The sequence below is a fragment of the Bradyrhizobium sp. Pha-3 genome, assembly GCF_042258615.1.
GTDB lineage: Bacteria > Pseudomonadota > Alphaproteobacteria > Rhizobiales > Xanthobacteraceae > Bradyrhizobium.
The window spans coordinates 7,884,501-7,910,742 of record NZ_CP170152.1; the positions used below are offsets into that span (position 1 = coordinate 7,884,501).

At 59.8% G+C, this 26,242-nt stretch carries 22 protein-coding genes; 3 read left to right on the plus strand and 19 right to left on the minus strand.

Annotated elements, in window-relative coordinates:
- Nucleotides 1–86: 86 nt before the first annotated feature.
- From hypE to ACE10Z_RS36945, 19 genes are all read right to left on the minus strand, one after another.
- The gene (hypE, locus tag ACE10Z_RS36855; RefSeq protein WP_375785086.1) at nt 87–1,133 is read right to left on the minus strand and encodes a hydrogenase expression/formation protein HypE; all 1,047 of its coding nucleotides are present in this window, start codon (nt 1,131–1,133) and stop codon (nt 87–89) included.
- Nucleotides 1,130–2,272, minus strand: coding sequence for a hydrogenase formation protein HypD (gene hypD, locus ACE10Z_RS36860; RefSeq protein ID WP_375785087.1), 1,143 nt, complete (start codon nt 2,270–2,272; stop codon nt 1,130–1,132). The genes hypE and hypD overlap by 4 nt, the downstream gene beginning before the upstream one ends.
- Nucleotides 2,269–2,505: a HypC/HybG/HupF family hydrogenase formation chaperone gene (locus ACE10Z_RS36865; protein ID WP_375785088.1), complete on the minus strand. Its 237-nt coding sequence runs from the start codon at nt 2,503–2,505 to the stop codon at nt 2,269–2,271. Before ACE10Z_RS36865 ends, hypD begins: the two co-directional genes overlap by 4 nt.
- A gap of 1 nt (nt 2,506) precedes the next feature.
- Nucleotides 2,507–4,768 (minus strand): carbamoyltransferase HypF, encoded by a 2,262-nt coding sequence (gene hypF, locus ACE10Z_RS36870; RefSeq protein WP_375785089.1) that lies wholly within the window; start codon nt 4,766–4,768, stop codon nt 2,507–2,509.
- Nucleotides 4,765–5,724, minus strand: a complete 960-nt coding sequence (hypB, locus tag ACE10Z_RS36875; RefSeq protein WP_375785090.1) for a hydrogenase nickel incorporation protein HypB — start codon at nt 5,722–5,724, stop codon at nt 4,765–4,767. The genes hypF and hypB overlap by 4 nt, the downstream gene beginning before the upstream one ends.
- A complete protein-coding gene (gene hypA / locus ACE10Z_RS36880; RefSeq protein ID WP_375785091.1) occupies nt 5,724–6,065 on the minus strand; it encodes a hydrogenase maturation nickel metallochaperone HypA in 342 nt (113 codons plus the stop codon). The genes hypB and hypA overlap by 1 nt, the downstream gene beginning before the upstream one ends.
- Nucleotides 6,058–7,152, minus strand: coding sequence for a hypothetical protein (locus ACE10Z_RS36885; protein WP_375785092.1), 1,095 nt, complete (start codon nt 7,150–7,152; stop codon nt 6,058–6,060). The genes hypA and ACE10Z_RS36885 overlap by 8 nt, the downstream gene beginning before the upstream one ends.
- Nucleotides 7,149–7,478: a hypothetical protein gene (locus tag ACE10Z_RS36890; RefSeq protein WP_375785093.1), complete on the minus strand. Its 330-nt coding sequence runs from the start codon at nt 7,476–7,478 to the stop codon at nt 7,149–7,151. The genes ACE10Z_RS36885 and ACE10Z_RS36890 overlap by 4 nt, the downstream gene beginning before the upstream one ends.
- A gap of 166 nt (nt 7,479–7,644) precedes the next feature.
- Nucleotides 7,645–8,508 (minus strand): hydrogenase expression/formation protein, encoded by an 864-nt coding sequence (locus ACE10Z_RS36895; RefSeq protein WP_375785094.1) that lies wholly within the window; start codon nt 8,506–8,508, stop codon nt 7,645–7,647.
- The gene (locus ACE10Z_RS36900; protein ID WP_375785095.1) at nt 8,505–8,945 is read right to left on the minus strand and encodes a hypothetical protein; all 441 of its coding nucleotides are present in this window, start codon (nt 8,943–8,945) and stop codon (nt 8,505–8,507) included. The genes ACE10Z_RS36895 and ACE10Z_RS36900 overlap by 4 nt, the downstream gene beginning before the upstream one ends.
- A 200-nt stretch (nt 8,946–9,145) precedes the next feature.
- Nucleotides 9,146–9,436, minus strand: coding sequence for a HypC/HybG/HupF family hydrogenase formation chaperone (locus ACE10Z_RS36905; RefSeq protein ID WP_375785096.1), 291 nt, complete (start codon nt 9,434–9,436; stop codon nt 9,146–9,148).
- A gap of 15 nt (nt 9,437–9,451) precedes the next feature.
- Complete coding sequence (locus tag ACE10Z_RS36910; protein ID WP_375781040.1) at nt 9,452–10,036, minus strand: HyaD/HybD family hydrogenase maturation endopeptidase; 585 nt, start codon at nt 10,034–10,036, stop codon at nt 9,452–9,454.
- An 11-nt stretch (nt 10,037–10,047) separates the two neighbouring features.
- Nucleotides 10,048–10,767: a Ni/Fe-hydrogenase, b-type cytochrome subunit gene (gene cybH / locus ACE10Z_RS36915; protein WP_375778950.1), complete on the minus strand. Its 720-nt coding sequence runs from the start codon at nt 10,765–10,767 to the stop codon at nt 10,048–10,050.
- 4 nt (nt 10,768–10,771) lie between these two features.
- The gene (locus ACE10Z_RS36920; protein ID WP_375785097.1) at nt 10,772–12,562 is read right to left on the minus strand and encodes a nickel-dependent hydrogenase large subunit; all 1,791 of its coding nucleotides are present in this window, start codon (nt 12,560–12,562) and stop codon (nt 10,772–10,774) included.
- 13 nt (nt 12,563–12,575) lie between these two features.
- A complete protein-coding gene (locus ACE10Z_RS36925; protein ID WP_375785098.1) occupies nt 12,576–13,676 on the minus strand; it encodes a hydrogenase small subunit in 1,101 nt (366 codons plus the stop codon).
- Between the two features lie 1,071 nt (nt 13,677–14,747).
- Nucleotides 14,748–15,434, minus strand: a complete 687-nt coding sequence (locus ACE10Z_RS36930) for a molybdate ABC transporter permease subunit (protein ID WP_375785099.1) — start codon at nt 15,432–15,434, stop codon at nt 14,748–14,750.
- A gap of 1,272 nt (nt 15,435–16,706) precedes the next feature.
- Entirely contained in the window at nt 16,707–17,687 is a 981-nt protein-coding gene (locus tag ACE10Z_RS36935) for a PDR/VanB family oxidoreductase (protein WP_375785100.1), read from the minus strand.
- Between the two features lie 11 nt (nt 17,688–17,698).
- The gene (locus ACE10Z_RS36940) at nt 17,699–18,451 is read right to left on the minus strand and encodes a GntR family transcriptional regulator (RefSeq protein ID WP_375785101.1); all 753 of its coding nucleotides are present in this window, start codon (nt 18,449–18,451) and stop codon (nt 17,699–17,701) included.
- 3 nt (nt 18,452–18,454) lie between these two features.
- Complete coding sequence (locus ACE10Z_RS36945; RefSeq protein WP_375785102.1) at nt 18,455–19,504, minus strand: Rieske 2Fe-2S domain-containing protein; 1,050 nt, start codon at nt 19,502–19,504, stop codon at nt 18,455–18,457.
- A 1,179-nt stretch (nt 19,505–20,683) separates the two neighbouring features.
- Between ACE10Z_RS36945 and dctA the strand changes: the two genes are divergently transcribed.
- The 3 genes from dctA to ACE10Z_RS36960 all read left to right on the plus strand — a co-directional run bounded on the left by dctA (nt 20,684) and on the right by ACE10Z_RS36960 (nt 26,228).
- Complete coding sequence (gene dctA / locus ACE10Z_RS36950) at nt 20,684–22,006, plus strand: C4-dicarboxylate transporter DctA (RefSeq protein ID WP_375785103.1); 1,323 nt, start codon at nt 20,684–20,686, stop codon at nt 22,004–22,006.
- A gap of 875 nt (nt 22,007–22,881) precedes the next feature.
- Nucleotides 22,882–25,554, plus strand: coding sequence for a PAS domain S-box protein (locus ACE10Z_RS36955; RefSeq protein WP_375785104.1), 2,673 nt, complete (start codon nt 22,882–22,884; stop codon nt 25,552–25,554).
- Complete coding sequence (locus ACE10Z_RS36960) at nt 25,551–26,228, plus strand: response regulator transcription factor (RefSeq protein ID WP_375785105.1); 678 nt, start codon at nt 25,551–25,553, stop codon at nt 26,226–26,228. The genes ACE10Z_RS36955 and ACE10Z_RS36960 overlap by 4 nt, the downstream gene beginning before the upstream one ends.
- The last annotated feature ends 14 nt before the right edge of the window (nt 26,229–26,242 follow it).

Sequence of the window (26,242 nt, forward strand, 5' to 3'; positions counted from 1 at the left end):
CCATTGATCTCAAATTTGGTTTCCCAAAACTCGGAAGATGCGTATGCATGACGCCTTCATGCCCGCGGCAAATGGGCGTGACGTGTTCAACAGATTCGGGGCAATTGTTCGCCCGACAACCAATCGACAATTCGTCCGCCGCCGAAACTGGTCGCCATCTGCACAAATTTGTGATCGTCAGCTACCGCCTCGCCAATATCAGCTGCATCACATCCGAGCGGATGCGCCTTCATGGCTGCAAGCACGGCATCGGCCAAATCGGGCGCGACGATCGCAACGAGCTTGCCCTCATTGGCGACATGGATCGGATCAAGCCCAAGGAGTTCGCAAGTGGCCGCAACCGCGGGCTTCACCGGAATGGCCGCTTCCTGCAGACGGAACCCGAGCCCAGATTGATGCGCAATCTCGTTGAGGGAGGCGGCAAGACCGCCGCGCGTGGGGTCACGCATCACCCGGATGCCGCGGCCACCGGCCGCAACCATGACGGCTACAAGGTTATGCAGCGCTGCGGAATCCGAGACGATCTCGATTTGAAAGGCGACGTTGTGGCGCGTTGACATGATCGCCACCCCATGATCGCCGAGGCTACCGGACACCAGGACACGGTCCCCGACCCTTGCTTTGTCGGCGGAGAGATCGAGCCCATCGGCCAGAACCCCGATCCCGGTCGTGGAGATGAACAGACCATCCGCCTTGCCGCGCTCGACGACCTTGGTGTCCCCGGTGATGATGTAAACGCCGGCGCCGCGCGCCGCTGCGCCCATCGAATCCGCAATCGTCTTCAAATCCGAAAACCGGAAACCCTCCTCGATGATGAAGCTGGCCGATAGATAGAGTGGACGCGCGCCGGCCATGACGACATCATTGATCGTGCCGTGCACGGCGAGTGACCCGATATTGCCGCCGGGAAAGAACAGCGGCGAAACCACATAGCTATCGGTCGTCATCACCATCCTGCCTGTCGTAACGTCAAATGCCGACTGATCATTGCAGCGGGCCAGCCATTCATTGCCGAAGGCGTGGTGAAAAACGCCCGAGATCAGCTGTGCCATGGCACGGCCCCCGGATCCGTGGGAAAGATCAACGCGTCCGTTCTCGAGGTCGAGCTTGCGTTGATAGGCCTTTACGCTCATGACATCCGCCTCACCCCATCATGGCGAACTCGGCCATAGGTCCAATACGCGGCACAAGCACCTTCCGATGAGACCATGCAGGACCCTATGGGAGTTTCCGGCGTGCAGTCGGTTCCAAATAGCTTGCAGTCGACCGGCCGCTTGGCGCCGCGCAGGATCGCGCAGCACTCGCACGCCGGATTGTCGGCGACACGCAGCTCGTGCATCGCAAAACGCGCCTCGGCATCAAATCGCGCGTAAGCCCGCTTCAGCTTCAGTCCGCTGTTGGGTACGAGTCCAAGCCCACGCCATTCGAACTGCTCCCGCAGTTCGAGTACCTGCAAGACCTCGTCCTTGGCACGCCGATTGCCTTCGCGCGTCACCGCGCGGCTGTATTGGTTCTCCACCTCATAACGGCCTTCGTTCACCTGCCGCACCAGCATCAGGATCGCCAGCATGACGTCGAGCGGTTCAAATCCCGCGATCACGATCGGCTTACCGAATTGTTCCGCCAGAGGCTCATAAGGCCGCGTACCGATGATGGTGCTGACATGTGCGGGCCCGACGAAGCCGTCAATTGCGACCCCGCCGATATTGCGGATCTTCGGGTTCTCGAGAATGCTGTGCATCGCAGACGGTGTGAGCACGTGGTTGCAGAACACGCTGAGGCCCTTCAGCTTCTTCTTCTCAGCAATCCGGATCATCACCGCTGTCGGGGGCGTCGTGGTCTCAAATCCGATGGCAAAGAAGACCACCTCCCGGCTCGGCACCTGTTCGGCGAGCCGGATAGCGTCGAGAGTCGAATAGACTATCCGAATGTCAGCGCCGAGCGCTTTGGCTCGCAACAGGGACTGTCCTTGCGACCCGGGCGCGCGCATCAGGTCGCCGTAGACGCACAGAGTGACCTCCGGCCGCTCGACAAGCCGGATCGCCATGTCGATCCGGCTGGCGGGCAGAACGCAGACGGGACAACCCGGCCCGTGGATCATGCGGACGTTCGCGGGCAGCAAATCCTCCAGTCCGTAGCGGGAGATCGCATGCGTGTGTCCGCCGCAGAATTCCATGAACCGATAGGTCCTTTGTGGACCGGCCTCGGCGCCAATCGCACGCGCCAGGCCCTGCGCGATGGTCTTGTCGCGAAATTCGTCGGCATATTTCATGATCGGAGCTCCAGCCCTGCGCTGCCTAGCTCTTGCAGGAGCTCCATCGTGCGCTTGGCTTCTATCGGGTCGATCTTGGCCAGCGCATGGCCGACATGGACAAGGACGTAGTCGCCGACGTCGAGTTCGTCGATGAGAGCGATCGATACTTCCAGGCTGACGCCGTCGATGGACACGATCGCCATGTCGTGGGGAAGAATTTTCGCGATCTCTGCCGGGACCGAAAGACACATATCAGGCTGTTCCTTCCAGGGCTGACGACTGTTCAGCAATCTGCAGAGCGGCAATCCAGGCTTGGCCAAGGCTCAAGCCACCATCATTGGGTGGCAGCTGCCGTGGCATCAGAGGGATGAGACCGACGCTGCTGCAACCGCGCTGGATTTCATCCGCCAGCACCACGTTCAGGAAGCAGCCGCCGCTTAGAACGACGGTATTGACCCCGGTCGTTCGCGCAGAGCGCGTGACCCAGTCAATGCAGGCGGCGGCGAAGGTGCCATGAAACAGCCCGGCTCCGTCGACGGCGTCAATCTTGTCTGCAATCAAGCGTGCAAACAGCGGACGAAGCGACAGCACGCCGCCATCGATCGTCCAGCCGGCATCGAAAATCGCAGTCCGCCGCACCAGCGCCTCGAGCTTCATCGCGGCTTCGCCCTCATAGCTCTGCACAATCGCAATCCCCAGCAGCGCCGCCGCTGCATCGAACAATCGGCCCGCGCTGGTCGTGGTGGCCCCGCCCGGCTGATCAAGCAATGCCTGTACGCGCTCAGCCTGCCGTTGCGCTGCAAAGCGGGGCCCAATTTCGTTTCCCCGGCCGAGCGACTGCAATATTGCGCTCGCCATGCGCCACGGCTCGCGGGCTGCCCGATCTCCGCCAGGCATTTGCAGGGGCGCGAAATGCCCGATGCGTCGACACCTCGTCCCTTCGCACAACAATAGCTCACCACCCCAGTTGCCGCCGTCGGAGCCAAAGCCATGGCCGTCGAGCACCAGCGCAAGCGCAGGTCCCGTATGGCCATGCTCAGCGATGACGGCGGCAGCATGTGCGTGGTGATGCTGGACAGCGACCCGCGCGCGGCCGCTTGCTTCCGCAAACCGGGTAGAGGCCATATTGGGATGCAGATCATGCGCGATGACGACAGGCTCCACGCCAAGGGTCGATGTGAGGTGCCGGATCGTCTCCTCGAACACACAGATGCCTTCGGCCGTATCGAGATCGCCAATATGCTGGGACACGAACGCTTCGTTGTCCCGCGTGATGGTGACGGTCGATTTCAGCGCGCCGCCGACGGCGAGCACCGGCAGCACAGACCTCGCGAGCCGGATCGGTTCGGGAACATAGCCACGGGCGCGACGAATGAATTGGGGTCGGCCCGCCACCACCGACACCACGGAGTCATCGGCACGCGTTAGGATCTCGCGATCATGGGTCACGACAAGGTCGGCGATCCCCTCGAGCCGCCGCAGCGCCTGCGCGTTGTCGATCAGGAGCGGTTCGCCGCAAAGATTGGCACTGGTCGCGACGATGACGGGGCCGGGCCCCTCAAGCCATGCTCCTGTCGAGCGAAGCGCATGAAAGATGAGGTGATGCAGCGGGGCCACAGGCAGCATGACACCCACACGCGATAAGCCAGGAGCTATGCCGGGCGCTAGATGATTGCGCGTAGCTAGAAGGACGACGGGGCGAGCTACGGATTCGAGTAGCGCAAGTTCGGGTGCATTGGCGTCCGCGATCTCATTGACCCGCTCTATGGAACCGACCATGACCGCAAACGGCTTCTCAAGGCGCTGCTTTCTGCTGCGCAAGCGCTGCACGGCGCCCTGGTTGCGCGCATCGCAAAGCAGCTGGTACCCGCCCAGCCCCTTTATCGCCACGATTTGGCCGCTGGCGATCGCCGCGACAATGGCGTTGATCCCATGGCTGAGCCGAGGGCCGCATGTCGGACACGCGATCGCCTCCGCATGGAATCTGCGGCTCGCCGGATCAACATATTCGGCCACGCAGGCGGCACAAAGCCTAAAAGCCTCCATGACCGTGTTGCGGCGATCGTACGGCAGCTGTTCGGCGATGGTATAGCGCGGGCCGCAATGCGAGCAACTGATGAAGGGATAAAGGTAATGGCGACTTTCTGGATCGAACAACTCACTGAGGCATTGCTGGCAAGTCGCGGCATCGGCGACGATCCGCGTTGACAACTTGCCACCTTCGCTCGTGCCGATCAAAAAGTCTTTCGCCGCGAGCGCCGCGGTCTCCTGAACGCAGATGTGGTCGATGCATGCCAGTGGAGGTGTCTCGAGCGGCAAAGCGGCGACAAACTCCGATGCACGGTCACCCTCGACCTCGATCGTGACGCCCTCGGGGCCATTGATGACAAATCCCGCCAATCCGTACCGCGTAGCGAGGCCATAGACGTAGGGACGAAAGCCCACTCCTTGCACAGCCCCGCTTACGCGCACGCGCAGCCGTCTTCGGTCTCCGCAAGCGGCGATGACGCTCATCGCCTTGTGTCCTCAAAGGCGCGCCTCTGATGCGCCGCCTGTTTATCGATCCAAGCGTAGAGCGCGCCAAAACCCTCGCCGGTACGCGCCGAAACCGTGAGCACTTCGATCGTTGGATTGACGCGCCTTGCATATTCGATAGTCCTGCCCAACTCGAACTCAAGCACTGACGCCAGATCAATCTTGTTGATCAGCATGAGCGAAGAAGCGGCAAACATATCAGGATATTTGAGCGGCTTGTCTTCACCTTCGGTCGTCGATAACACCACGATCTTGCAGGATTCGCCAAGATCGAAGGCTGCGGGACAGACCAGATTACCGACGTTCTCGATGAAGAGAATACCTCGCGTGAGCCGCGGCAAGCGGCGATAAGCCTCGCCAATCATTGCAGCATCGAGATGGCAACCCTTGCCGGTATTGATTTGAATAGCTGGCACGCCGACCGCCCGAATGCGTTCGGCATCGTTTGAGGTCTGCTGGTCGCCTTCGATGACCCCGATCGGGCGGCTGCGCCTGAGCTCGGACGCGGCACGGACAAGCAGCGACGTTTTGCCTGCACCGGGACTGGACACAAGATTAAACACGAGCAGATCATCGGCCACGAAGCGCGTGCGGTTGTCCGCCGCGATCCCATTATTCTTGCCAAGGATATCGCGCCCGATCTGAATGACCCGCTCGCTGCTCATGCCCGCGACCTTCAAGGCAGCCGGGCCGGCGCCGCAGCTCAGAAACGCCTGCCCACCATGAGCCTGCTGATGGCCGGGACGATCGTGGTGATTATGACCGTGGCGAGCCTGATATGAATGCTGCAGGTTTTGGTCACCATGCGGATGGACATGATTGCGATCGCAATCGTCCTGCACATGAGCATAGTAACGCCCCTGGCCTTGCGCATCATCCGCTTCGGCGTGTCCGGCTAAAGACGCCTGTTCGCTGCAGCCGCATACGGTACACATCAATCGATCTCCAGCTCTTTCACTCGCATCTGTTCGCCCGCGGCGACCAGCAACTGATAGCTGCCGCAGCAAGGACAGCACTCACCTCGCCGTGCAATTTCGACGCTCTTCGAACAGGTCATGCACCAGGCCAGGCCGGGGAGTTCGACGATTTTAAGAACCGCGCCGTCGGCAACGGTCCGCGTTGCAGCGGCTGGAAAGCAAAACATGATCGCTTCGGGCGTGACATGGCTCAGCGCCCCGATTTCCAGGCAGACGCTCCGTACCTGCGAAAACGATCGGCGACGCAACTCCTGCTCGACGATTTCGATGATGCCCAGACAAAGCGCTATTTCATGCATCGCCAATTTCACGAAAATTGAGTGTGAAGCCGACGCAGGGATCGAGCGATGCAATCACCGCACGAACCGCATCCTGATATCGTTGCGCCGTCAGCACCGCACCCTGCAGGCTCCGGACAAGCGGTCCGCGCCGATGGAAATTCCATTCCGTGGGCGCAAGAAATTCGAAGCGGGATATCTGGCCCTGAGGATCAAGCTCAACCGCGTGATAGAGGCGCCCCCTGGCGCATTCGACCGCGGCCGCTGCACGGCCAGGACCTAGTCTGTAGCTTTCGATGATCCCATGCTCCGCCGAATCGGTATGAGCACCGGCCTTGAGCCAAGCGCATAGCCGAACGATTTCCGCAATTCTGGCCTTCAGCCGCTCGACCGCACCCGACCGGCCCAGCGGGAGCCGATCACGCGTCATTTGGCGCGCCCATGGACCCGTCTCGGGCGCATGTCCCGCAAGATCGGGACAGTGGCAAAAAGTCGCGTCATCCACGAGCAGCCGTTCAACGATGTTGCGGTCGTCGGCAACGGACAGGAACGAGTGCTCGATCGGGAATGACTTCAAGTCGACCTCATCAAGCGCCGCAATGCGCAGCGCGAATGGGCTACCTGGCCTCAGCGCGCCGTCTTCATTCGTTATGCCGAGCGCGGCCAGCGCAGTCACAATCTGCGCTATCGCTTCGCGTCGCGCAGAGCCGCAGGCAGGCTGCGCGCTGCCGACAAGCACTGACATTCCCCGCATCAGGGAGCGGATCGCAGCCGCATTGGCGATGTTCGGCGTGAGCTGTCCGACAAAGAGACTACGCAGCAATTCTGCGATGCGCTCGGCAACGACGACGGCAATACGACGCTGCTTTGTCGAGCACATGATCTCTTGGTCGCGCGCGGCCTCGATCGCGGACAGTAATGCAGTTTGTTGCGCAGCGGCACACAACGCGAAGAGCCGCGGCAGAGCCTTGAGCAACGACAAGGCCTGCTTGCCGGCGAACAGCCGCGCCAGCGGCGGCCGGACTCGTGGCAGGATCTCGACTGCAGCGATTACGTCGGCAGCAAGCGATACGGTGACGTCGATCTTGTTGCGGGTGGTGAAGCTCATGCGCACCATTCCACCATCATCTCGCGCAAGAAACGCCTGCGGTCGCTGGAACTGAGATCTGGCGCATGGATCCGAAGTGACGCTGGCCGGGCGTCCCGCCACATCATGGCAGGGACCGCCGCTTCGGCACAGGTGAATCGCATGTCTTCGCGTGCGAAGAACGCCGACAACAGCGAGCAACAGGCAATCAAGCCCAATAGCGCGATCTCGCAGACAATAAGTCCGATTTCGCCGACTCGAACTCGCGATTTTCGCTCAACCCGCGGTCGCCGAGTGCCGCTACGCAGGATGACAACCACTTTCATTACCCAAGGCGCCCCCATCATGCCAACGACCCGCGCTCACGCGTGCGAAGTCCGATCACTTCGACCCCGAACGGTTCATTCGAGCGTCGGGGGAGATGCTTGCGGCAACCTACTGGGATATCGCGCCACCGTGAATGCGCGCGCCTCCCGCGAGAGCCCGCCGGATGCCAAGCATTCTCTAAGCTCTTCATGTGAAGTAAGCCTTGATGATTTCGTGCAAGCGTTCGGCGGAATCCTCGAAATCCTCGTCGGCGGCCAACGCTACGATCGGCACGCCGCCGACCTCCAGCGTATCCAGGATGATGTTGTCCATAGAATTGAAGAACTGCACCGACCAGACGTTCCGGATTCCGGTCGCCTGCACTCGGCATGAGCCGTAGCCGCGGAAGATGAGCTGGACCGGACCATTGCCCACGCTTTGCTGCAGAAACGCCAAGTCGACAGCGCTCATCGGCATCAGCGTGAGATTGACGACATGCGCGCGCATGCCGGGGCGCCAGGCGCGGGCCCGCTCGCGTATTTCGGCGAGCACCGGGAGCACGTTCATCGCGCCGTCCGGCGCCGAGCCTATCACAAGATCGGTGGACGTCAGGTCAGTTGCGGCGCGCCGCACGATCTGCGGGATCGCCCCGATCTCAACATATTCGTGTGCGGGCTCCGACCCGATGCGGACGCGCCAAATGCCCGCCAGCACGGCCTCCCGGATTTGCGCCAAAGAGCCATCTGGCAGCGCAACGACGCCCGCAACCTCGCCCTCCCCAAGCACTTCGGAAATCAGCTTGCGCTCGAGATCGCTGAGATTCGCCAGGCTGTACAGCTGCGTCCGTGCGCCGCTTTTCTGGCCGCCAACGGCAGCAGCGGCGTTCGATAACAGCCCGGTGGCATTCGGACAGATTCTCGCAAGCTCGTCTCCATCGCGCCAAGCGCGCTTGGTGAGCGCCCCCACAGCCGTCGGCCCGCTATGGATTACGCCGAGACTTTCCGCGTCGAGTGGGAAGTCGCTTGCCGCCTGCTCGGCGCCTTCCGATACGACGCTGGCCGCTGTTTTCATGATGCGACGTTCCTTTGGGTGTGCCGGGAGGCAATGCTCTTGGCGTGTGGCCGAACGATCGGTGCCGAGATTCGGTCGATCTTGACCAAACGGACTTGATTCTTGCCGGTCAGGCGGAGTGTATCGCGCTGATGGCACAGGACTGGCGTCGGCGGGCCACGCAGCCCGAGCCGTCCGTCCAGTTCGCCACTAGCGCCGCGCGCAGTCACTGCGCCTCGCATGCGCCGCCGAAGCGCCTTGATCAGTTCAGAAAGGGAGATTGCGACGTGGATGGCCCAGAGCGAATATAGGGGCGAATACAGGGGATCGGCCGCCGACAGCAGCACCACGACTGCCCTCATGGAATCGTGTGTGGCCAGCGGCCCATCGGCGGTGACGCTCCCCACCTCGGACAGACCGGGCCGTGCCAGATCATGCTGCGCCGGCTGGAACTTCATCAGACGCCTTTATGATAATGTTTGGTTCTACTAGCGGGGTATTAGCAAGGCACATGCCAATCATCGTCTCGCCGCAATCGCGTTCCCCCGTTCGGATCAGGGGCTCAAAGCGCTTGATGTTTTTCGTGTAGAGGGTGCCCGCGATTGCAGATTCGATATGCGAGCAAGCGTAGGCAGCGCAACGTCCGCAAGCGGCACCACTAGCGTAGGTGCTCGGGCAATTGCGGCTCATGACCGATCAAGTCCGCAAAGAAGCGATCGCAGTCATGGCCGTTGAGGCCGGCCTCTAGCCCGTCGAGTGCTTGCGAGATCAGCCTTGCTTCATCCTCGTCCAACAGCCGCACCGCGGTATCGATATGGACGAGCACCTTGGCGCCGAGCGACGCGTCGGAGAGCAGCATGACCGAGACACGGCGCTGTTCATTGCCATGCTCGCACAGCGCCGTGATGCCGTCTGTCTCAACAATCGTCATTGGCAAGCCAAGGCACATGGTCAGCCCGGGCCGCTAGATCGGCTGCGCTCTTGTTTCATAGTTTGCACGGTCGATATTGTTCGCCAACAGCTGTTCTGCTGCAGGCAGCGGCGCGGTCCGCAGCTTTGCCGGCGAGCCCCACTGCACCAACAGTTTGCAAGCCAGTTCAATCGCAGGCGCAATCTGAGAACGCACCGGAGCAGTCAGCGGACCGCCCCAATGCTCCAGGTCCAACGGCTGACAGCCGATGAGAGCGAGTTCTCGCGGGCAGCGGCCAAGCAGGTCGGCCGCACTCAAGACCTCCTGAAAGCCGGTCTGATGCAGGCTCACCTTCTTGGCAGCGGTAAATTTTGGCACTTCGTCATCTCGCACGAGCTTCAACTGCCCGGGCGGCAGTCCATAGTCGATGGCATCGAACACAATCAGGCAGTCCGCCCACTCGAGAAAACTGACGAGGTAGAGCCCCTGAGTGCCACCATCGAGGATGGTGACGTTGTCATGGGTGACGTAGCGGCGGTGAAACTCCTCGATCGCTCGCACGCCGAATCCCTCATCGGCCCACAGGATATTGCCAATGCCGAGCACCAGGATCCGCTTCTTGTTCTCCGGACTTAGCATCCGCTTCCCAGTCAATCGCGAAGCTCGCGTTCACCCGAAATCATGGAGGAGATGCTTTGGCGCGACATGACGTCCTCCCGGATCACCGCGTAGATATGGACGAGTGCAAAGCTCACGATTACCCACAGGCCGAGATGATGCCAGGTATGGACGTCCTGACTGTTCGGCCAGATTGCAAACACCCAGCCGAATAGCTCGTACTGCCAGCTGTCACTACCGGCGCCCTGTCCATAAAGTGCGAAGCCTGTGACAACCATGAACGTGATCGTCTGCGTAAACATGAAGAACATTGCGAGTTGAGCTAGGCGATTGTGCCCGACACGCCTCTCGGGCTCAGCTGCAAGGAAAGCATACCAACGAATCTCGTGGCACACCTCGCGCCAAAAGCTCCTGCGCCAGAGCGGCACGCAGAAGATCTGCATGGCATACGGGTTTCCCATCAGGGCCCAGTAGATGCGCAGCAGAAAGCCGACGCCGAGCACATATCCCGCAGAGAAATGCGCAACGCGGATATAGCCAAACAGGAAATTGCCGCTTGCCTCTCCCGGCATCGCCGGTGTCCCAGTTCCAATGAGATAACCGGATATACCCAGCACCAGAATGGCCGCCGCATTGACCCAATGGCACAGTCGCACCGGCGCCTCATAAACGTAGGCGACGCCATGGCCGACACTGCGAGCGTTCGGTGCCGCATCGACGGCCGTAAGGGGGTGCGGAGCCTTGTCCAGCATGTGCCTAACGAACATTGACTGAAGCCATTTCTTGGCCGGCAGGACTGATCACGTGGGTCGAACACGCCAAGCACGGATCGAAGGAATGGATCGTTCGCAAGATCTCGACCGGCCGATGCGGATCCGCCATCGGAGTACCGATCAGGGAGGCCTCAAAAGCGCCAATATTGCCCTTGGAATCGCGAGGCGACCCGTTCCACGTCGTCGGCACGACACATTGGTAATTGCCGATCTTGGTGTCCTTGATCTTGATCCAATGCCCGAGCGCACCGCGCGGCGCCTCAGTGAAACCGTAGCCCTTGGCCTCCTTAGGCCAGCTTTCCGGCTTCCACTTGCTGACATTGGCAGTTGCGGTATTGCCGGCCTTGATGTGGAGCACCAGCTTGTCCTGGAAATAACGCATCTGACGCGCCGCCCACTGACATTCGAGCGCTCGGGCCGCGGTACGGCCAAGCGTCGAAAACAGTGCAGTCAGGGGAAGATCGAGCCCCTTGAGCAGTCTCTCGGCCGGCTCCTTGAACTCGGCTTTGCCTTGCGCACAACCGATGATGTATCGTGCCAACGGCCCGACCTCGACGGCGTGGCCGCGCCAGCGCGGCGCTTTGATCCAGGAATACTTGCCGCCTTCGTCGAGTTCCTTGATATCTGTCCTGCTGCCTTTGACCTTTTCGCCAAGCTGAAAGCTCGGCTCGGTGACGCCATCCCAGGGATGCAGACCGCAGAACTCGCTCGGGTACTTATACCATGAATGGGCGACGAACTCCTGGATCTGCTCGGGATCGCCAAGGTCAATCGGCAAGACCTCCTTGAGATTGCCATCAAGAATGACGCCGCGCGGCAGCTTGAGGCTTTTCTCGGAACAGTCGTTGCCGCTTTCGGGGATGTCGCCATAGGACATCACACTTTTGCCCGAAAGGCCGCCGCCATAGAGCCAGTCCTTGTAGAACGAGCCGATCGCTGCAATGTCGGGCAGATAGACCTGCTCGACAAACTCGATCGAACGGTCGATGATCGAGGACACGAGGTTAAGCCGCTCCATATGGATCGCGCCCACCGCGCCTGTTCCATCGATATTGATCGCGCAGGGCACGCCCCCGACCAGCCAGTTCGGATGCGGGTTCTTGCCCCCATAAATGGCTTGGATCTTGACGATCTCTTTCTGGAAGTCGAGCGCTTCCAGATAATGCGCCATGGCCATCAGGTTCGCTTCCGGTGGTAGCTTGTAGGCCGGATGACCCCAATAGCCATTCTTGAACGGACCAAGTTGCCCTGATCCAAAGAATCTGGTGAGCCTGATCTGCAAATCCTTAAAATAGCCAGGAGACGACAGCGGCCAGGGCGAGATGGACTGCGCCAGCGCGGAGGTCGATTTGGGATCGGCCTTGAGCGCGGAAACCACATCGACCCAATCCAGCGCGTGCAGATGATAGAAATGCACGAGGTGATCATGCACAAGCAGGCACAGCTGCATGATGTTGCGGATCGAGTTGGCATTCTCCGGAATGGAGATCCCTAGCGCATTCTCAACCGCGCGCACAGAGGTGAGCGCATGGGTGCCGGTGCAGACACCGCAAATCCGCTCGGTGAACGCCCATGCGTCGCGCGGATCGCGCCCGCGCAGGATGACTTCGATGCCACGCCACATCGTCCCGCTCGAGACTGCATTGCGGATCACGTTGTCGGAATCGAGATTGGCCTCGACGCGCAGGTGGCCTTCGATCCGGGTCAGCGGATCGATGACAATTCGCTTACCGGAAGAATCGAGATTGAACCCATTCGGTGTCCGGACCCCCACCTTCGCCCTCCCCTCAACTCGGTTTACTTCTGTGAGCTGCGCGATCCGGCTTGTGGGTCAACCGCTTCACGGCCGTGACCGCCGCGTGCGCGGCGACGGTCAGTCCAACTGCGCCGGCAGCGGCCATGCCAATCTGATCGGCGTTCTTTTCGATGCCGAACTGCTTGATGGTCGTGAGCCGGTCGTAAAATGAACCTTTGTCCCAAAAGCCGTCTTCGGAGCAGCCGAAGCAGCCGTGGCCGGATTGAACTGGGAATGAAACGCCGCCGTTCCACCGAACGGCCGAGCAGGCATTGTAGGTGGTCGGCCCCTTGCAACCCATCTTGTACAGGCAGTAGCCCTTGCGTGCGCCCTCATCATCCCACTCCTCGACAAATTGGCCAGCGTCGAAATGGGCACGCCGATAGCACTTGTCGTGGATGCGCTCGGAATAAAACATCCTTGGACGTCCTTGGCGATCGAGCTCCGGAAGCTTTCCGAACGTGGTCATGAAGGTCACCAGGCCGGTCATGACCTCTGCGATGGGCGGGCACCCGGGCACCTTGATAATCGGCTTGTTGGTGATCACCTTATCGATCGGCGCCGCGCCAGTCGGATTTGGCTTGGCCGCTTGCACGCAGCCCCACGACGCACATGTCCCCCAAGCGATGATCGCCATGGCCTCTTCCGCCATCGACCTGAGCTTTTCAATGAACGGCTTGCCGCCGTCAATGCAGAACATGCCACCCTCGTTCAGCGGCGGATTGCCTTCGACGGCAAGCACATACTTGCCTTTGTACCTGGCACGGGTTTCCTCCAGGATGGCTTCGGCCTGATGGCCTGCCGCCGCCATGATCGTATCGTCATAGTCGAGCGAAATCATCGACAACAGCGCATCTTTGATCAAAGGATGGGCCGAGCGGATAAAGCTTTCCGAGCAGCAAGTACACTCGAGCCCGTGCAGCCAGATGACGGGCACACGCGGTTTGGTCTCCAGAGCGGTGGCAATACCACTTGCGGCGAGCGGACCGAGTCCGAAGCTCGCAGCCGTAAAACTGCAGAATCTGTTGAAACTGCGACGCGTGATTCCCTGACGTCTGATCACGCTGTAGAAAGTTTCCGTTGCCCCGCCCATGAACCCTTCCAAGTGTCTCGTCGGACGTAACGAATTACTGACGTCCAGCAGCAAGAAACAGGCCACGGCACAAGAAGCACTTGGCAGATGCCAAGCCGCCGCTTGGCAGTCTGCAATGCGGATTGGCGAGCCCAGCTAGCGAGGTACAAGCTCGCGGCTGATCACCCATCGCGTTAATGGTCCGGTTTTGAACGTCGACGTGGGAACTCCAACAAAGCAGCACACAAGGGTTTGCTGCTGCGCGGCGAATGCGTCATACTCGCTTTGAGCACGGCGCGCGGCACACGCGCGGCACGACGATTGCTCGACAGAGTGGGTGCCGTTGCCGGGCATCACATCGGTCACCGATTTAGTCCCTGGTTGATGCGTCAGCGGCAGCTTGGTAATGCCTTCGTTGAAAACATGCTTGTCGCCTTGACCGGCTGAGCTGCGAAACCCGACAGAGACGCGCGACTTGATCAGAGCTATGCGAGGGCCCGCCACAGCTGAGGCCTGATGTGTGGCGATGAAGATCGTGGCCGTAGATCGGAGAACTCTGCGCTTCGAATTTTATCGAACCGTCAGGCTGCCGCATCCCACCTTCATGTTTTTCGAATTCCGGAATCGCGAAGCTTGACCCGCAGATGCGGGCGACCCTTTTCCATCAGCATAAACCCAACTACCGCCATCATCGGTTTGGTCATAGACGCGGATGCGAATATCGCATCGACGTTCCTCTTTGTGGATCGAGGTCCGTACGCCTTGTAGCGAACCATTGCTGTCTCTGGCGATTGCAACAACCGCGCCCGGTACCCGCTTGCCTGCGATATCGCGAGCGAAGAACTCGTCAAGTCTGGCACGCCGCTGCTTAGAAACTCCGACGTCATTACTCCTCACCTCGAGCAGAGGCGCGGAGTATGCCGAATTGTAGGCTGATTCCGGCAGCCGCCGCGGCCATAACAGGCCGCGTTCACTGTGTCCTCGCCAAGGACGGACGGATCTGGCTTGCAATACTGCTGCTCGCTCATGATCGGACATGTCTGGCCGGCCGTCACGTCGCGGGCGATTCGAACCGGCGAGGTGTGCCTGCCCTCATGTGCCTCTCCTGGCACAGCATTTGTCGATGAGGGTTAGAGTGAAAATGACGACAAAGGCGAACATCACCATACCGCCGGCAACCCAACTTGCCTCGCGCCAGCGCGATGCCTGGACGTAGTCTATGACGTAGGCTGACAACACCTTGGTGCGCCCAGGAATGTTGCCGCCGATCATCATCACGACGCCGAATGTGCCGATCGTATGAGCAAAGCCAACCACGGCAGCCTTGAGAAACTCCAGTCGCGCTAGCGGCAGGCCGATGGTAATGAAAGCATACAACGGAGAAACACGCTGACTGCCGACAACTTCCAGCGGACCGTCGCCTATCGCAACAAAGGCATTACGGATCGGTTGCACCACCAAAGGGAGCGCCGAGAGGACCGATCCGACCACGATTCCTGCAAAAGTAAAGGCGAGCGTGTGCTCGCCCCAGAAAGAGGCGAGAAGGCCCCCTGGACCGTTCGGGCCGAGCAGGACGAGTACGCAGAAACCGAGCGCAGTCGGCGGCAGCACAAGTGGCAGCGCGATGATTGTCGCCACCGCGTCGCTCAAGACCGTCTTTGAGCGTGCTAGCCACCACGCGAGCGGCGCGCCAACAACCAGGAGGATCATCGTCGTCACGCTGGCAAGCTCGATCGTGAGTGCAACGGACTGCCAGATCTCCGCCGAAAAAGCATCCATGTGCGTCAGCCCCCCGGTGAGAGTACGTCGTCATACGGGCTCAGCGATCGCCTGCACGTCCGGATCGCTGAAGGATTTGGCGTGCATCGCCTATTGGTCCGGTCCAACCTCCAAGAACTGGGCGTCTTTCCAGATTGACTCGCAAGACCACTCGCTAACAGCCTGTGCATACCCGCTTCGCTGCCTGTTAGCGGCGACAGTACAGTGGAGCAGAGGTCAGACTCTCCGGTCTCTATCAATCGATCAGCCTGCGGGATGGGCGCACGCTGTATTAAGTTCGGCTGCGCGGCTTCCGACATGGCGAACACATTCGTTGTGTTCGCCCCAGCCGTCCCTTCTGAGGCGACGACGCGACGGCAGCTCGACAGCATTGTGAACGACAACGGCTTGCGCGTATCCGCGCCATTCAGGACGTTCGAAGTCGAATTCGCCTTAGACGTGAAGTGATTTTCCGGAGCCGCAGGGCCGTTCTCAAGCAGCCGCCTTGGGCGAACGCTGTCGCCCAAGCGAGACGCCCGAAATGTCGCCACTTGCGTGGCTCGGCTATTGAGCTCGGTGCTCGCGGTAACGCTCAACACCGTCTCCGACCGCTGCGCCCGTTTCGACAACACGGCAAGCTTATCGTGTGGCATGCGGGATTTGGTGGCGGCCACCACATTGACGCGCGTCGTTTCTGCGAGCAAGAGCGGCATCGCAAGCCTCATCGGAAACTCCTGTGACGGGGCCGCTTCGACCGGTCTGACGGCGCAGCTCCTCGCTTGCTGTCCAGCAATCTCTGTGCCGCTTGCGAATTGTGGCGTGCGTGCGAATAACGCGCATAGGTACCAGCGTCGCTGTGGAGTGAACCTAACGCGCTGTCACGTTTCCGGCATCTCTGTTCTCAAGCAGACAGCGACGGCACAATGAAACGGCGGAGTTTGCCGCCCGAGAGATGCTCTTGTGGTTTTACAACGCTCCGTGTTCACTCGACGCAAATCTTCACATAGCTTCTGCTTCGACGAATTGGCTGGTTTGTTTAGGGTCCCTCAAACCGCGAGCGCGACCAGCGCGAGCAACTCGCCACAGTCCCATTGCGAGAATAACGCGACTGAAAGTAACGCGCTGAACTTTTGTCTTGCCTTTAAGAAAGACAATTGGGCGTCGCCGACCGTCTTTATCCGGCACCCCTGCACGCGCTGTTCTATGATGGCGGGGCACAAACTTGGGACATGCGTTAGTTGTGCCGAGAGCTCGGCCAGGACATGCCGCCGAAACCAACGCGTTGCAGCGAACCTACAGCGCGTCCGGGCGATGCAGTATATCGACGGTAATGGTGCCGCTGGCGCGAGAGACACATGCGCAGATCTTTTCGTTCGCGTGCTTTTGCTGCTCGCTGAAGAAGACGTCGCGGTGGTCGAGCTCACCGTCGATGTTGACGAGGTCGATGGCGCAGACGCCACACTCGCCGCGCCTGCAATCCGCAATCACCTCGTAGCCGGCCTCATTGAGCACGTCCAGCAACGAGCGATCGCGCGGTATCTCGATCTCGACGGCTCGACCTGCAAGGCGCACCCGGAAACCTTCAGTCGGCAGCGAGCCGCTTGAACCGAAGGTCTCGTAGCGTAGGTCGGATAGTGCGCGCCCTGCGCCCGTCCAGGCCCGGCGCGCGGCATCGAGCATCCGCATCGGACCGCACAAGAGCGTCAAGGCGTCGGGCGGCAGCGAGGCGAACAAGTTATCGAAATCGAGCCGGCGCCCTTCGTTGCCCGCATGGACAATAAGCCGCTCGTTCAGCAAGGGGGCGAGAACGTCCAAATAGACGGCTTGCTCACGGGAACGCACAGCATAGTGCAAGGTAAAGTCGGCATCGCGGCGGGCCAGCGCCCTGGCTGCACCAATCAGTGGCGTAAGGCCGATGCCGCCCGCGATTAGGCAGTAGTGCCGGCGCGCCCAGTCGATCGGCAGCAGCGAGGCTGGCAGTGTGATGGCCAGCCGCGCGCCCGGGGCGAGCGACCACATGTACCGCGAGCCGCCGCGCGAGTCCTCCGCGCGCCGCACCGCAATACGATAGCCGGCTCGGTCGGCCTCGCCGACCAAGGAGTAGGACCGCGTCTCCGGGCGACCATCGATCGTGACGGCGATATTGATATGGCTGCCGACCGGATAGGCGGCGCCATCGAAGTTTTCCGGTTTGATCAGCAACTCGCGGATCGCAGGCGTCAGATCGCGCGTCGCAACAAGGGTTGCGGGTGTCCAGCTTTCCATGAACCGCATGCAGGTCTCCTCTAATCGCCTGCCATCCTGATGAGCGCCAGTCCCGGCAGCAGGTCAAAATGCGTCTTGTTCTTGAGCACCAGGCGCAAATTGCGCGCCGCCACTCGCGCGTGCTCGCGCATGATTGCTTCGGCCCGCGCGCCTTCGCGGTTTTCGATTGCGTCGATCACGACGCGGTGTTGATCTTGCGCAATCAAAAGTGTGTCGCGCGCATCCGGTAGTGTCGATTGGGTCACCACAAAGCCGCTGGGCGAGGCGAATGGCAACGCAGACGCGCGATCGACCTGCCGGATCAAGGGCGCACTGCGTGACAATTCGGTCAACAGCGCGTGAAACCGTGCATTGAATGCGATGTAGGAGGAGAAAGCCTCGACGGAGATCGGATCCTGCCGCACCAGGCCGTCAATCTCGTCAAGGCATCCTTTCAGAGGCTCGAGATCGCGCGACGAAACGCCGCGCTCGGCGGCAAAGCGCGCGGCCAGACCTTCCAGCGTGCCACGCAGTTCGATCGAGTCCAGGACATCTCGCTCGGAGAACGCCTTCACCATGAAGCCGCCAGAAGGGATCGCTTCCAGAAGTCCTTCCTCCTCCAGCCGAACCAGCGCCATTCGCACCGGGGTGCGCGAGGCGCCGGTCGTTTCCACCGCCTGCAACTCGGAGATCCGCTCGCCCGGCCGCAAGTCGCCCGACAGGATCAGATCGCGCAAGCTGAGCTGGACGCGCACCGTCTGCGAGACGGAGCGATCAGTGTCGCGCTCGGCCATGTCCTACTCCGCAGCCTGCCGGCTTTGCGACGCGTTCTCGGCGTCGATCATGCGATCTATCAGACGGCGGGCCCACATCGCGCCCGTATCGATATTGAGATTATAGAAGACCCGGTCAGGATTTTCGTCGATCGCGCGCTGCTGCGCTTCAAGAATGACCTCGTCCTCACGGAAGATGCCGGAAACGCCCTGGCGCAGTTCGGTGGTCAGGCGCTGTTCGTTCAGACGGTAATTGCGCACGAATGCCCAGAAATAATGGCAGCTCGTTTCCGTTTCCGGCGTGATGGTGTTGAGGACAATACCATTGACGCCGGCCGAGCGATTGCCTTCGGGCGCGCCGGTTTCAGCCGGCGCCACCCCGACGTCGATATTGATGGTGCACGGCGCCTCGAAACGAATGATTTGCCAGCGGTCCACCGGGCCAGGTTTTTGCAATTGTTTGGCCCAGAACGGCGGCGCGGTAATCCCCTTCATCCAGCGCGTTACGGTGGCGGTTTTTTCGCCATGAGTGACGTCAAACGGCGCTTCCGCGATGGCGTCATTGCCGATGCTGGCGCCATGCACAAAAGTTTCGTGGGTCAGGTCCATGAGGTTGTCGACAACGAGACGGTAATCGCATTTAAGGTGAATGGTGTCACCATCGCCAGCCCAAGCGGAATCATCGTTCCAGTGCATATCGGGCACCAAGCCCGGATCGGCTAGCGCTGGATCACCCATCCACAACCAGACGAACCGATGGCGCTCGACGACAGGATAGGCACGCACACAGGCGGAGGGGTTGATCGTCTGTTGTGAGGGCATGAAGGTGCAGCGGCCCTGTGCGTTGAATTTCAGCCCATGATAGCCGCAGGTGACGCTGTCGCCCTCAAGGCGACCTTTTGAGAGCGGCACCAACCGATGCCAACAGGCATCCTCCAGCGCCGCGACTTCGCCGTTGGTGCGCCGATACATCACAACATGCTTGCCGCAGATCGTGCGGGGCAACAGCGCCTGCTTCACCTCGGCATCCCAAGCGGCCGCGTACCAGGCATTGGTCGGAAAGCAATGGGTCATGTGCCGATTCCTCACTTCTGGACACTGAGTGTATACATAGTCGGCGGATTTCGATCGAAATATGACGAATCTTCGGGCTTTCGATGGTAAGTCTGTATACAGAAATGGTCGTAACGGAGAGATAGGCCCACCGCATTCCGCTCGAAGTCGTCCACCGCCTAACGGTGTTTTCCTGTTTGGCACCGCTCCGGCAGACGACCTTGCTCAATCATCACTCACGGATGCAAAGACGCTCGTTGTGAGCTGGACATGCGCAAGGTGATAAATCGGCTTCGCAAGATTGCAGAAGCGCATTGCGCGGGAGAAATTCGCTCAACCGTCCGGCTTCACCGGGCCATGGACTGCTGGACTGGAGCACGCTCGCCGTCATCCAATTGTCGCCACTCTGTTCGAACTCGCCAGTACAGCCCGAGTCAGTCACGCTGGTCTCGTCCTGCCTGACAAAGAGGTCGAAAACGAACGATCAAAGCTGCCAAGGCGGAATGATCGAGTTGAGAAACCATCGCAGCACTGGCTTGTGCGAGACGACCAAAGGCTCACCCAGTGCCGAAGGCGGATACGCCTTACATCGACCAAACCTGCCTAGCCGCACCATTAGCACGGACCTGGAGACGCCCCCCGTGCACGAACGAGCTTTACCGCGAGTAAACAACGCAGTGCCCCGCGCCAAATCAAAGATTTCCTAACGAAGCCAAATCTAGCCTAGCCTTGATCTCACCACGCTTCCATCGCGTGGATACCTGCGATCCAGACAATCAATTTTACCAATGCAGCGCATTGTTGCATCAAACTCAGGACTCGACGCATACCGATCACACTGAGCTTCCACGCCGAGACACGACTCGGCTAATCGTACCCTGCCAGTGCGAGACAAGATATGCGTCACCCTGAGCAACGCCTTCGCATTCGGACTTGCCAACGCCGTCCGGGTATTCAAATGAACCTCGCTAGGAGGCAGACGTGTTTCCGATGGCCCTTTGATCGGCCGCGGGTTGGACGTCTGGTGCAAATCTTGCTTGACGAAAAAGACAACGTAATTGAACGCCTGCCTTTGGAATGACGCCCCGGCTCTCGGAACTGTCTTCAATCGGACACGGCTAAAACGACAGCCTCGTATGAGGCCGGCGCCTCTCAACGATGCGGCGGCCCGTATTCGAGTGTATTAGGGAAGGAAGCGTCATGACCACCATGGCAACTGCGGCACCCGCGCGCGCGTCGCAAACTTGGTATAAAATTCTCTACGTCCAGGTGTTGATCGCGATCGTGATTGGCGTCATCGTCGGCTGGCTATGGCCATCGGTTGCGACCAACGACTGGGTCAAGGCGCTCGGTGACGGCTTCATCAAGCTGATCAAAATGGTGATCGCGCCGATCATCTTCTGCACCGTCGCATCCGGCATCGCGCATATTCAAGATGCAAGGAAAGTCGGGCGCGTCGGCGTCAAGGCGCTGGTCTATTTCGAGATCGTCTCCAGCTTTGCCTTGGTGTTGGGCCTTGTCATGGGCAATCTGGTCCAAATCGGCCATGGCCTTGCGGTCAAACCCGATGCTGCGGCGGTCGCCAATTACGTCAAGCAGGCGGAAGCCTCCAAGACGGTCGATTTCTTTCTCAATATCATTCCCGAAACTGTGGTCGGCGCCCTCGCTCGCGGCGATGTCCTGCAGGTGCTCCTGTTCGCGATCCTGTTTGGCTTTTCGCTGATGGCGCTGGGAGAGCGTGGAAATGGGCTGCGCGGCTTGATTGACGACGTCGCGCACGCGGTATTCGGCGTGATCGCCATCATCATGAAAGCGGCCCCGATCGGTGCATTCGGCGCGATGGCCTTCACGATAGGCAAGTTCGGGCCGGCGGCGCTGGGTAATCTGATCGGTCTGATCGCGCTATTCTATGCCACGGCCGCGGTCTTTGTGGTGGTCGTGCTCGGTCTGATCGCGCGCATCGTCGGCTTTTCGATCTTCAAGTTCATTGTCTATATCAAGGACGAGCTTTTGATCGTGCTCGGCACCTCGTCCTCGGAAAGCGCGCTGCCGCAATTGATGGAAAAGCTCGAACGACTGGGCTGCTCCAAGCCCGTGGTCGGCCTCGTGGTGCCAACCGGCTACTCCTTCAACCTCGACGGTACCAACATCTATATGACGCTTGCGACATTGTTCATTGCCCAGGCACTCGGGGTCGATCTCACCTTTGGCCAGCAGCTCACGATCTTGTTCGTGGCAATGCTGACCTCGAAGGGGGCAAGCGGCGTCACTGGCGCGGGGTTTATCACGCTCGCAGCGACATTGTCGGTGGTCAACCCGGCGCTGGTGCCGGGCATGGCAATCGTGTTCTCGATCGACAAGTTTATGAGCGAAGTGCGAGCCCTTACCAACATCACCGGCAATGGCATCGCCGCTGTGTTCGTGTCCTGGTGGGAAGGCGAGCTCGAGCACGCGACGCTACACGCCCGGCTCAAGCAGCCCACCGATTCCACCAGTATCGACACCAGAAACACAAGGAGGTAGGCCCCGGCATTTTTGGCCGTGATTTCAAGACGCGTCGAACTCCAATGTAGCCAACTTCGTGATTCCTCGTAGTTCAAATCGGCACAATCGACTTGAACTGCGAGCCGGATCATCTTTTCGCGGATTTTCCGGTTTCTACTACCGCGCCGCGGCTCGCCCCCGGCAACGGGTCTGAAACCCGAAACGAGGTCAAAAGAGACTTTTTCCGTAGTCCTTTTTCGGACGCGCCTTTCGAGGTGACAGCTCCTAGCCATTCCAATGCCGGCGCAAGATTAGCGGCAGGTGGCTGGCATTAAACTGGCCTCGCCACGACGATGTGGTGGCGATCTTGCTGGCGCACCTCGCTCATCCGTTGTTTCCAGTGCGTGTCGCGGCATCAGACTGCAATGGGCGTCATCACCGTGGATCAGATTAGCACCTTCACCACGCCCAGATGGATCGCACAGAGGTAACGTCACCCGCTCCACAGCTTGTTGCTGCTCTTTCCAGATTAGGCGAGGTGTGCCTCATTGTTCAGCGTCAGCGTCTTTGCTGAACCGATGTAGCCTTGTCCCCACGTTGGACGTGCCCTGGCGCCACGCGCCTGAGCTCTGCGGGGGCCTCCCGCGGCCTCGGGCGCCTGCGAGGATTAATCGGCAGCGAAGCAAACCAGACATCTCAGGCTCGATTGTACCCATGTCAGCGCGCAATATTGAAAGGTTTAGGACAACTATACCTACGTTTGTGATGCGCCTTTCCTCGGCGCGTGCTGAGTTCCGCTGCAAGCAATCGATCTCGGAACTGCGCGCGAGCGCCTCTCGGGACAGAAAGGATTGCCCCATTTTTGCCTAAAATGTTATAGCTCTCCCGCCGCGGAAAGGCCGGACGGTCTAAGAATGCTTAACCAGATCAGCAATTTCAAACGTTCAGCCACGCAGTTTGCTTTCGGCAGCATAACGCTGGCGGTGGTGACGCAAGCTTCCTTGTACCTTCACACGCATTTCGCTGCGACGGCGTTCGCCTATCTGCTGGTGATATTGCTGTTTTCTTTGATCGGCAGCTTTATCGCATCATCCGCGCTTTCGGTCTTAGCCATCGCTGCTTTGGCGTACTACTTTGTGCCCCCGGCGTTCAGTCTGCGGATCGATGACCCTCAAGCTCTTCCGGTGGTCGTCGCATTCTTTACTGTCTCGATTGTCGGAACGCACCTGATCGGAAAAGTCCGCCAGGAAAGAGAGGTAGCACGTGAGGCTGCGGCCAAGCTCCGGCGCAGCGCGGCCGATTTGAAGGATCGCGAAAAACGGTGGCGCGCAATCTTTGAACACAACCCAGCCATGTATTTCATGCTCGACGAAGCCGGTGCTGTCCTCAACGTCAATACATACGGCGCGACACAACTCGGCTATGCGCCTGCCGAATTGATCGGTCAATCCATCCTGGGAATCTTTCTTGAGGAGGATCGCGCATTCGTTCGCAAATTCGTTCGAAAGTGCTTTGAAGATATCGGCCAATCGCACACTTGGGACGTCCAGAAAGTCAGAAAAGACGGCTCGGTATTGTGGGTACGTGAAAACGCCAAAGCCATGCTCTGGGCCGATGACCAGCCCATTGTTCTCATAGCCTGCGAAGATGTCACGGAGCGAAAGCAAACCGAACTTGCTCTCCAGCGGAGCGAAGCCCATTTGGCTCAGGCGCAGGAGTTGAGCCAGACAGGCAGCTTCGGCTGGAACGCTGCGACCGGCGAGGCCTTTTGGTCAAAGGAGACTTTTCGAATTTTCCAGGTGGACCCGCCGACGGTTCCCGGGCCGCAACTGGTCATCGAACGCACTCATCCAGACGATAGAGCTTCGGTCCAAGAGACTCTCGATCGAGTGATGCGAGACCCAAAGGATTTCGAACATGAATACCGGCTCTTGCTGCCGGACGGCTCGGTGAAGCACATCCATGCACGGGCGCGAGCCACGACAACCGCCACTGGTGACATCGAGTTTGTTGGGGCTGCGACGGATATCACGGCGGCGCGGCAAACAGAACAGCAGCTGCGCCGTAGCGAGGCCTATCTGGCCGAAGCCCAGCATCTTAGTCATACGGGTAGTTGGTCCTGGGACCTCCACCGTCGCGATTTTGTGTATCGCTCCGCCGAGGTCGATCGCCTGTTTGACTTTGATCCGCAAGAGACGATCTCGCTAGAGGCCATTCGGTCGCGTATCCATCCAGACGACCTACCGCTGCTTCAGGAAGTGCAGCGCCAAGCTATCGAAATTCAGCAAGAGCGCTTTGAATATGATTTTCGAATCCTTCTGGCGGATGGCGGGATAAGGCGTATACACTCGGTCGCGCATTTGGTGGTCGACAGGGATGGAAACGCGAGCGAACTCATCGGGACACATATCGATGTCACCGAGCAATACGCCGCAAGGGAGCGCCTGGAAAACACACTTGCTGCGCTGCGCGAGAGCGAACAGCGCTTTCGCGACTACGCCGAAACAGCCTCAGACTGGCTCTGGGAGACCGGGCCAGATCATCGGGTCACCCACTTGTCCGAACACACCAGCGCTGCGGGAATCTTGGCGACAGGATTAATCGGTCTGCCTCGCTGGGACATTGCGCGCGACGTCGAAGACGAACCTGAGATGTGGCGGCAGCATCGGGCGACGCTGGAGGCGCATCTCCCATTTCGGGATCTGGTCTACCGCACTGTCAACCGGATGGGATCTCCGATCTACGTCCGGACGAGTGGCAAGCCTTTTTTTGATATCGACGGTAATTTTCTGGGCTACCGTGGCGTCAGCACTGACATCACCGCTACCATTCGCGCAGATCAAGCCGAACAAGAACTGCGAAAGGCACAGGCGGAGCTTGCACATGTGACGCGTGTGACGACGTTAGGAGAGCTGACAACCTCCATCGCCCACGAAATCAACCAGCCACTCGCCGCGATTATCAGCAACGCCGACGCGTGCCTCGGCTGGATGGGCCGCCAGACACCAGATCTTACCGCCGCGCGCTCTTCGGTTGAGTGGATCATCGAAGACGCAATCCGGGCCAGCGAAGTGATCCGTCGCATTCGCGTACTTGCGAAGAAAGGCGAGATCGAGATGGTACCGCTCGATATCAACGATGTTGTTAAGGATGTCATTGCTTTGGTGGCACGTGAGCTGGTTAGCCACCGAGTGACGCTAAAGACTAAGTTGATGGCAGCCCTGCCCGCGATCCTCGGTGATCGGATTCAGCTGCAACAGGTGATCATCAATCTGGTAATGAATGGGATCGAAGCCATGGACGCAGTTACGGACCGAGCGCGCGAACTGGTGATTCAGTCATCTAAGGACGATACGGGACATGTGCAGCTTACCGTGACGGATTGCGGCGTCGGGATCGCTAAAGATGATACCGACCGGGTATTAGACCCCTTCTTCACGACAAAATCGAGTGGTCTTGGCATGGGTCTTTCGATCTGTCGCTCGATTGTGGAAGCTCATGGAGGGCGCCTTTCGGTCGTTTGCAAGCAGGGGCCGGGGGCAAGCTTTCGGTTTGACCTGCCGTTGCACAAGGAGCTCGTGCCGTGAGCGAACGCTCTGCCCCCCCGCGCGAAGGCAGCAAGGCTGAAGCTTCGGCAAATGCGATAGTCTTCGTTGTCGAAGATGACGTCTCGATGCGTCGGTCGCTAACGAACCTTTTTCAATCGGTCGGCCTGGACGTCGTTGCATTCGGGTCGGCCCGCGAAATGCTACAGAGCAGGCTTCCCGATGTTGTTAGCTGCCTGGTCCTCGATATCCGGCTGCCAGGTCTGAGTGGACTTGAGTTCCAGGCTGAGCTGGCGCGGTTGAACATTCATGTTCCGATCATTTTCATCACCGGCCACGGCGACATTCCCATGAGCGTCAGGGCCATGAAAGGCGGAGCGGTCGATTTTCTCACCAAACCGTTTCGCGATCAGGAACTGCTTGACGCCGTGGTCGCCGCGACCGAACGTGATCGCAAGAGACGGAAGACTCAGCAGGCCGTCGCGGAGCTGCAGGCTCTATTTGAAACCTTAAGCCCGCGGGAGCAGGCAGTGATGAAGCTGGTCGCTACCGGCCTGATGAACAAGCAGATAGCCGCCGAGCTGGGACTCGCCGAGATTACGGTCAAGATCTACCGGGGACACCTAATGAAAAAGATGCGCGCCCGGTCGCTTGCGGATTTGATCAGAATGACTGAGACGCTGGGCATCCGTGCAAACCGACCCGAACAAACCTAAGTATGATTTTACAA

Excerpts from the sequence above, each read along its gene's own strand:
- hypE (WP_375785086.1), bottom strand. The coding sequence starts at position 1,133 with ATGAGCGTAAAGGCCTATCAACGCAAGCTCGACCTCGAGAACGGACGC.
- hypD (WP_375785087.1), bottom strand. The coding sequence starts at position 2,272 with ATGAAATATGCCGACGAATTTCGCGACAAGACCATCGCGCAGGGCCTG.
- ACE10Z_RS36865 (WP_375785088.1), bottom strand. The coding sequence starts at position 2,505 with ATGTGTCTTTCGGTCCCGGCAGAGATCGCGAAAATTCTTCCCCACGAC.
- hypF (WP_375785089.1), bottom strand. The coding sequence starts at position 4,768 with ATGAGCGTCATCGCCGCTTGCGGAGACCGAAGACGGCTGCGCGTGCGC.
- hypB (WP_375785090.1), bottom strand. The coding sequence starts at position 5,724 with ATGTGTACCGTATGCGGCTGCAGCGAACAGGCGTCTTTAGCCGGACAC.
- hypA (WP_375785091.1), bottom strand. The coding sequence starts at position 6,065 with ATGCATGAAATAGCGCTTTGTCTGGGCATCATCGAAATCGTCGAGCAG.
- ACE10Z_RS36885 (WP_375785092.1), bottom strand. The coding sequence starts at position 7,152 with ATGAGCTTCACCACCCGCAACAAGATCGACGTCACCGTATCGCTTGCT.
- ACE10Z_RS36890 (WP_375785093.1), bottom strand. The coding sequence starts at position 7,478 with ATGATGGGGGCGCCTTGGGTAATGAAAGTGGTTGTCATCCTGCGTAGC.
- ACE10Z_RS36895 (WP_375785094.1), bottom strand. The coding sequence starts at position 8,508 with ATGAAAACAGCGGCCAGCGTCGTATCGGAAGGCGCCGAGCAGGCGGCA.
- ACE10Z_RS36900 (WP_375785095.1), bottom strand. The coding sequence starts at position 8,945 with ATGAAGTTCCAGCCGGCGCAGCATGATCTGGCACGGCCCGGTCTGTCC.
- ACE10Z_RS36905 (WP_375785096.1), bottom strand. The coding sequence starts at position 9,436 with ATGTGCCTTGGCTTGCCAATGACGATTGTTGAGACAGACGGCATCACG.
- ACE10Z_RS36910 (WP_375781040.1), bottom strand. The coding sequence starts at position 10,036 with ATGCTAAGTCCGGAGAACAAGAAGCGGATCCTGGTGCTCGGCATTGGC.
- cybH (WP_375778950.1), bottom strand. The coding sequence starts at position 10,767 with ATGCTGGACAAGGCTCCGCACCCCCTTACGGCCGTCGATGCGGCACCG.
- ACE10Z_RS36925 (WP_375785098.1), bottom strand. The coding sequence starts at position 13,676 with ATGGGCGGGGCAACGGAAACTTTCTACAGCGTGATCAGACGTCAGGGA.
- ACE10Z_RS36930 (WP_375785099.1), bottom strand. The coding sequence starts at position 15,434 with ATGGATGCTTTTTCGGCGGAGATCTGGCAGTCCGTTGCACTCACGATC.
- ACE10Z_RS36935 (WP_375785100.1), bottom strand. The coding sequence starts at position 17,687 with ATGCGGTTCATGGAAAGCTGGACACCCGCAACCCTTGTTGCGACGCGC.
- ACE10Z_RS36940 (WP_375785101.1), bottom strand. The coding sequence starts at position 18,451 with ATGGCCGAGCGCGACACTGATCGCTCCGTCTCGCAGACGGTGCGCGTC.
- ACE10Z_RS36945 (WP_375785102.1), bottom strand. The coding sequence starts at position 19,504 with ATGACCCATTGCTTTCCGACCAATGCCTGGTACGCGGCCGCTTGGGAT.
- dctA (WP_375785103.1), top strand. The coding sequence starts at position 20,684 with ATGACCACCATGGCAACTGCGGCACCCGCGCGCGCGTCGCAAACTTGG.
- ACE10Z_RS36955 (WP_375785104.1), top strand. The coding sequence starts at position 22,882 with ATGCTTAACCAGATCAGCAATTTCAAACGTTCAGCCACGCAGTTTGCT.